We start from the raw sequence: 6,000 nt of genomic DNA on the forward strand, positions 1-6,000 counted from the left end.
TGTAAGTAACGACTCCTGTCTGGCGATATACCCTGAGCGCGTAATGTACGAACTTTCACCGGTAGGGATTTACCATTTCATGCCATATGGATTAATAACTAGGCAAAAGGTAAAGAGTTGGGTGAATTTAACGGCATAGCGAGGTGTAACTGTTCAAGTTACCGAAAAAACGAGGGTAATAGTGGTATGATCGCGGGCTCAGCACCATAAGTGATAAAGAATAGGAAACAGAATGACTCACCTTACCGAACAGCAAGAAGCTGCAATGGCGACGTTTAAAGAAAACTTACACCTTCCAAATGGTGGTTTTCATAAACTGATTATCGAGCTAAGTAAGGAGTATCAGCTGCCTTTCCAAAAGGTGCGTGCGGTTTTAAAGAAAGCTCAAAAAGATGTTGAACGACAAATACGAGAAGATTTTACCAACGTTGATGACACAGTACTGAGCCAAGCGAATTGGGTAAACATCATTAAGTCGAAGCTTGTTGACTTAGCGGAAGAAAACCAAACGGTCATGGATAAGCTGCAACAAAACCTGAAGTATCAAAAAGTGTTGTCGGCAACCGAGGGTTCAATCGCAAGCGAAGACGAACGTGACGAGTTGATTGAAGAGTTGATTCAAGCTTATGAGCAAGAGGTGTTCAAACCGTTACTGGCGATGTTGCATACAACGAAGCTGTATTGGAAGTTAATGCTGGTGGATGAGACATGTAAGATGAATGAGGAGAATCGTGAGAAGTTCAGTGATTACCCTCAACACATGCAAGCTGCAGAACACATATATACTCTTGATCAGAAGTTAAGGTCGATGCCGTTAACTTATTAGTCCATGAATGCACTGATAATGACTCAATGGTGATTTAGAGTTTGATATAAGTTGGTTTCAATAGAAGTACGATAACCTAGCTAGCGTTAGCCGCGTGTGAAATGCAAAAAGGGCTAGGTTTCAGATCTGTTTTACTTCTACTCTATTTTGTTCTGCTAGAGCGAATTGAGGGTGACATCTTTTACATCTTTGGGACTAGATGGTGTTTCTTTTGTAGCCTTTGGGAAATGCTATAGGAGTGTGAAATGTCCTAGGGTGTTTCCGTTGCCTGAAACGATAGTTCCGATGCTTTCTCGTTCATTAAATTCAAAGTCGATGAGATAGCTGTGATGTTGTAGCTTGGGCAATATGTGGCGGTGGAGTATATCGCTATTGAGCTGTCGAATCTCGGTGACCCATGAAATCTCTTCTTTGTGTAAATCTATTTTAATCTTGAGCATTTATTACCTTTTAGTTTATTGACTGTTTTTTCGCGTGATAGTTGGTACCAATGGGTTTGTCGTGTTGTTCTGCGTGACATAACTGTGCCTTGTGTTTATTACATTTGTATTTAAGTGCTCGATCTATTCTGACTTCGCTGACAAAAGAGCAAATGACGATAGATCGGTAGTAGGATCGAATTTAAAAGCTATTGAATGACTATCTGGGTGAAAGCTGACGCAGAGATGGTGTAACGAGGGAATCGAGAACTGTCTATGTGGAACTTGGACTTACTTTAGCATTAACAGCTCTATAGATTAGAGCCAGGTGGCGAACTATACGCCTAGTTTTCAAAATTACAACCCTATTTTCAATTAAATTCAAAAATATTTTTGGGTGATTTACCATCGGTTACTGAAGGTTAAATGAGCGAAGGTCAGGGATTTGACCATGATATCTGACTGAGTCTTGGCTTTTCAGCTGTTCGTATTCGTTGTCATTAGTGGGTTTAATTGATCAGCTAATTTGGTGATGATTAAGTCTCTGTTGTATATGATCTTTACATTGTAAATTACAATTCTTGACTCTGAGGTTGAGCGTTGTGATTCTGGGGTTCAGAGTTTTAATTGCAGGGTTTTCGGGCACTTTCCCCATCAGTTTATTCTTCAGATTGATGATCACTTTCCTCTTCGCGTCTTTTTGTTATTTCTGATCCCTAGCATCTCTCCTGACTACGCAAAATATGAATACTCACTTTTACATTTCTGAATAATAAAGTTGTTGTGTCGCCAATTTAGTGCAAATATAATTGATAATAGTTCTCACTTGCGTTACAAGTTTGTTGTCAATCCAATGACAGACTTTAAATTATCGTTATTTAGCAGTTGTGTACGCCCCATGCTCGTCTATGAGTAATGTGACTTTCATTGTCATGAGTGGTGGTTTGTATCAATGGCAAAGGAAGAAACATGAAGAAAACAATCAATTCAGTTCGCCAGTTATTGAGCGGGCTTGCCATCGTTCTAGCATCATCATTCATGATGACCGCGCATGCGGAAACCGTCACCATTGAGCATGTGAAAGGCACAGCGCAGTTTACTGAAGTACCACAGCGAGTGGTGGTTCTAGGTCACGGTAGCTTAGACGTGCTCGATAAAATTGGTGTACAGCCAGTTGGCGCGCCTCATAGCTTGCTGCCTGATTACCTAGCTTCGTACAAAGATACGACGGCAAATACAGGCTCTTTAAGCGAACCTGATTTTGAAGCTATCTACATGTTGAAGCCTGACATCATCATCGCGGAAAACCGCATGCTTAAGGTTTACGACAAACTGGCACAAATTGCTCCTACTGTCATGTTTTCTATTGAAGGCGACAAGTACTGGGCTGATGCTCAGCAAAACTGGCGTGTGCTAGGCGACATCTTTGATAAGCAAGCTGAAGTCGAAGCGATCATTAAAGAGACTCAAGCTTCTATCACAGCGGTAAACGACAAAGTAGCGTCTGACGAAACTTCAGCAATGATGCTAATGAACAACGGTAACAACATTGCGATGTTCAACAAAGGCAGCCGTTTCTCAATCATCTTTGATGACTTTGGTTTCGTGGAATCAAAGAGTGCAACCGTGGCTCCGATTAAAGGAACACACGGCAACCTAATCTCTTTTGAATACATAGCTGATGCAAAACCTGAAGTGCTTTACGTGCTTGACCGCGAAAAAGCGATTGGTAAATCAGAAGGACGCGCACAACAACTGTTTGATAACCCACTGGTTGCGGCAACACCTGCAGCGCAGCACGGCAATATCGTTTACCTTGATTCAAGTGCTTGGTATTTGGCTAGTGGCGGTGTGACAGCGATTCATAGAATGCTTAGTGACATTGAACGTACGATTCAATAGTTACTAACCATCAGATTTTCGGGCTTATAAGAGTGTTCTTATAAGCCCTTTTTCACTTTTTTATACGGGCTACCCGAGACCTATCTTTAGTATTATTCCTATGTTGAAACCCATTGCAGCTGCTGTATTTCTTGTTGTGTTATGCGTTGCGTCATTGATGATTGGAGTCGCTGAAATCAGTTTTAGTGACTTCTTCAATGGCAACCAACACGCCAATTCTATTTATATTGTTAGTCGGATTCCTCGACTATTCGCGATCGTGCTTGCCGGAGCGGGATTGAGTGTTTCTGGCTTGATCATGCAGCAAATCGTACAGAACAAGTTTGCCGCGCCTTCGACGATGGGCACCATTGACTGTGCGATGTTGGGTTACATTGTCGGCATTCTAGTGCTAGGCAATGCTGCGCAATGGAGCTACTTAGGCTTTATCTTCGCGTTTGCAGTGTTTGGCACCATGCTATTGGTTCGCTTCCTACAACACCTCAAGTTTAAGAACGCGGTATTGGTGCCTTTGATTGGCATTATGTATGGCAACGTTGTTTCGTCTCTAACAACCTTTATTGCTTATAAGTACGACTTAGTACAAACCATGTCGGCATGGACTATGGCGAACTTTGCGAGCGTGTTGCAGGGCAGCTATGAAATCCTTTATCTCGCGGTGCCTGCTTGTGTATTGGCTTACTATTTCGCGAGCCAGTTCAGTGCGGCGAGCATCGGTGAGAGCTTCGCGAAAAACATCGGTTTGAATTATCAGAAGATCGTCTTCATTGGTGTTGCGTTAGTGGCTATCAGTGCCTCCTCTGTGGTGATGATCGTTGGTGTTATCCCATTCCTTGGCCTTATCGTGCCGAATATCGTGTCGCTGATGATGGGCGATAACATGAAGAAGATTCTGCCTTGGACTGCCTACTGGGGGGTGATCTTGGTGTTGGCTTGTGACCTGCTAGCTCGAATCGTCATCTTCCCTTATGAGATTCCAATCTCGATGGTAATCAGCATCTTTGGTGGCATGATTTTTATTTACCTAATCATGAGAGACAAGTCGAATGCGTGATTCAGTAAAAATTGCGATTCTGGCTATCGCGTCTTTGTGTATGGCGGCTGTATTTGTGGGGCAGGGACTTACGTGGGATAACTATGAGTTCTTCTTGTCTCTGCGACTACCTAAACTACTGTCAATTGTGTTGGCGGCGGTGGCGATTTCTGCATCGTCATTGGTTTTCCAAACTATTACTAATAATCGAATTCTAACCCCATCCATCTTGGGCTTTGATAGTTTGTATATGCTGGTTCAAACGGTACTTCTGTTTGTGTTTGGCAGTACCAGTTTCTGGGTGATTGATTCAATCGCAAACTTTTCGATGTCTGTGACTGTGATGAACTTGTTCTCGTTTGCTTTGTTCCATTTCTACTTTAAGAGCAAGCGAAATAACGTTTTCACACTGCTTTTAATAGGCATCGTGTGTGGCAGCGTATTCTCGAGCTTAGCGAACTTCCTTGCGATGTTGATTGATCCCAATGAATTTGCGGTGCTGCAGAATGTGATGTTCGCAAGCTTCAATAACGTGAAAGGCGAACTGGTTTACCTCAGCCTTATTCCATTGGGTTTGAGCTTATTTGGCCTTTGGTTGTTGGCGCCTAAGCTTGATGTACTTTGGCTTGGTGTTGATAACGCGACAAGCCTTGGCGTGAACACCAAGCGACTGACTCAGATTACTTTGGTGATTGTGTCAGTGATGGTCGCGGTGTCTACGGCTCTGGTTGGCCCTGTGCTGTTCTTTGGCTTGATCACCGTGAGCTTAGCTCGCCAGATATTCCGATCTTATCAGCATCGTGTGCTTATCATCGCAAGCAGCTTATTAGCGATCGTGCTATTGGTTTCTGGCCAATGGTTTATCGAAAAAGTGATGGCGTTTGAAACCACTGTGAGTGTGATTATTAACTTGGTCGGCGGTTTGTATTTTATGTTCTTGTTGTTACGCACCAGAATTCAGTAAAGGTAGTAAGTAGTGATTAAATTAACAGGTTTAAGTAAGAAGTATGGCAAGTCACTCGTGGTGGATGATGCCAGTGCTATGTTCCCGAAAGGCGAAGTGACTTCTATCATTGGCCCAAATGGTGCGGGTAAAAGTACACTACTTTCAATGGCGAGCCGCTTAACCGACAGTGACGCAGGTGAAGTGGTCATTGGCGATAAGTTACTGGCTGAGTGGGATACCAAAGAGCTAGCGAAGCACCTTGCCGTGTTAAGACAATCAAATAACATCAACATGCGATTTACGATTCGTGAATTGGTCTGTTTTGGTCGTTTCCCACACTCTCAAGGTCGCTTGAAAGACGAAGATCATAAGATCGTCGATACAGCACTAGAACACCTTGGCATTACTGACATCCAAAACAAATACCTTGATGAGTTGAGTGGCGGTCAGCGTCAAATGGCGTTTATCGCGATGGTTGTGGCGCAAGATACGGATTATGTGTTCTTAGATGAGCCTCTGAACAATCTTGATATTAAACACTCGGTCGAAATTATGCAGACGTTGCGTCGTTTAGCGCATGAGTTCAATAAAGCGGTCGTTATCGTGATTCATGACATCAACTTCGCTTCTTGTTACTCAGATAACATTGTTGCGATGAAGAAAGGCAAAGTGGTTAAGTCGGGTAAGGTTTCGGAAGTGGTTGAAAAATCAGTGATGGAGTCTATCTACGAGATCCCATTTGAGATTCGTGAGTTCGATGGTGTTCGAATCTGTATGTATTATTCTGGTCGTTAGATTACTGAATAACTCGGTTGTTTTGCTTTCTAGCCGTTGAACGAAAAGAGCTCCCATATGAGGTAATGCCGATCAGTTA

6 protein-coding genes are annotated in these 6,000 nt (G+C 42.9%); 5 read left to right on the forward strand and 1 reads right to left on the reverse strand.

Going from position 1 to position 6,000, the window contains the following annotated elements; translation table 11 throughout:
* The first annotated feature begins 232 nt into the window (after positions 1 to 232).
* On the forward strand, positions 233 to 826 hold the full coding sequence (locus AB4503_RS15350) for a hypothetical protein (RefSeq protein ID WP_372115335.1): 594 nt from the start codon (positions 233 to 235) through the stop codon (positions 824 to 826).
* Positions 827 to 1,056: 230 nt separating this feature from the next.
* Here the strand turns inward: AB4503_RS15350 and AB4503_RS15355 are convergent, their stop codons facing one another.
* On the reverse strand, positions 1,057 to 1,266 hold the full coding sequence (locus AB4503_RS15355; protein WP_004731601.1) for a hypothetical protein: 210 nt from the start codon (positions 1,264 to 1,266) through the stop codon (positions 1,057 to 1,059).
* A gap of 948 nt (positions 1,267 to 2,214) precedes the next feature.
* Here AB4503_RS15355 and AB4503_RS15360 point away from each other — a divergent pair.
* The 4 genes from AB4503_RS15360 to AB4503_RS15375 all read left to right on the forward strand — a co-directional run bounded on the left by AB4503_RS15360 (position 2,215) and on the right by AB4503_RS15375 (position 5,921).
* Entirely contained in the window at positions 2,215 to 3,147 is a 933-nt protein-coding gene (locus tag AB4503_RS15360; RefSeq protein WP_372115336.1) for a siderophore ABC transporter substrate-binding protein, read from the forward strand.
* Positions 3,148 to 3,247: 100 nt separating this feature from the next.
* Positions 3,248 to 4,201, forward strand: coding sequence for an ABC transporter permease (locus tag AB4503_RS15365; RefSeq protein ID WP_102320323.1), 954 nt, complete (start codon positions 3,248 to 3,250; stop codon positions 4,199 to 4,201).
* Positions 4,194 to 5,144, forward strand: a complete 951-nt coding sequence (locus AB4503_RS15370; RefSeq protein ID WP_372115337.1) for an iron chelate uptake ABC transporter family permease subunit — start codon at positions 4,194 to 4,196, stop codon at positions 5,142 to 5,144. Before AB4503_RS15365 ends, AB4503_RS15370 begins: the two co-directional genes overlap by 8 nt.
* 12 nt (positions 5,145 to 5,156) lie before the next feature.
* A complete protein-coding gene (locus AB4503_RS15375) occupies positions 5,157 to 5,921 on the forward strand; it encodes an ABC transporter ATP-binding protein (RefSeq protein WP_017061894.1) in 765 nt (254 codons plus the stop codon).
* Positions 5,922 to 6,000 lie beyond the last annotated feature (79 nt).

The organism is Vibrio sp. 10N.222.55.B11 (assembly GCF_041473705.1).
GTDB classification, from domain to species: Bacteria; Pseudomonadota; Gammaproteobacteria; order Enterobacterales; family Vibrionaceae; genus Vibrio; species Vibrio crassostreae_C.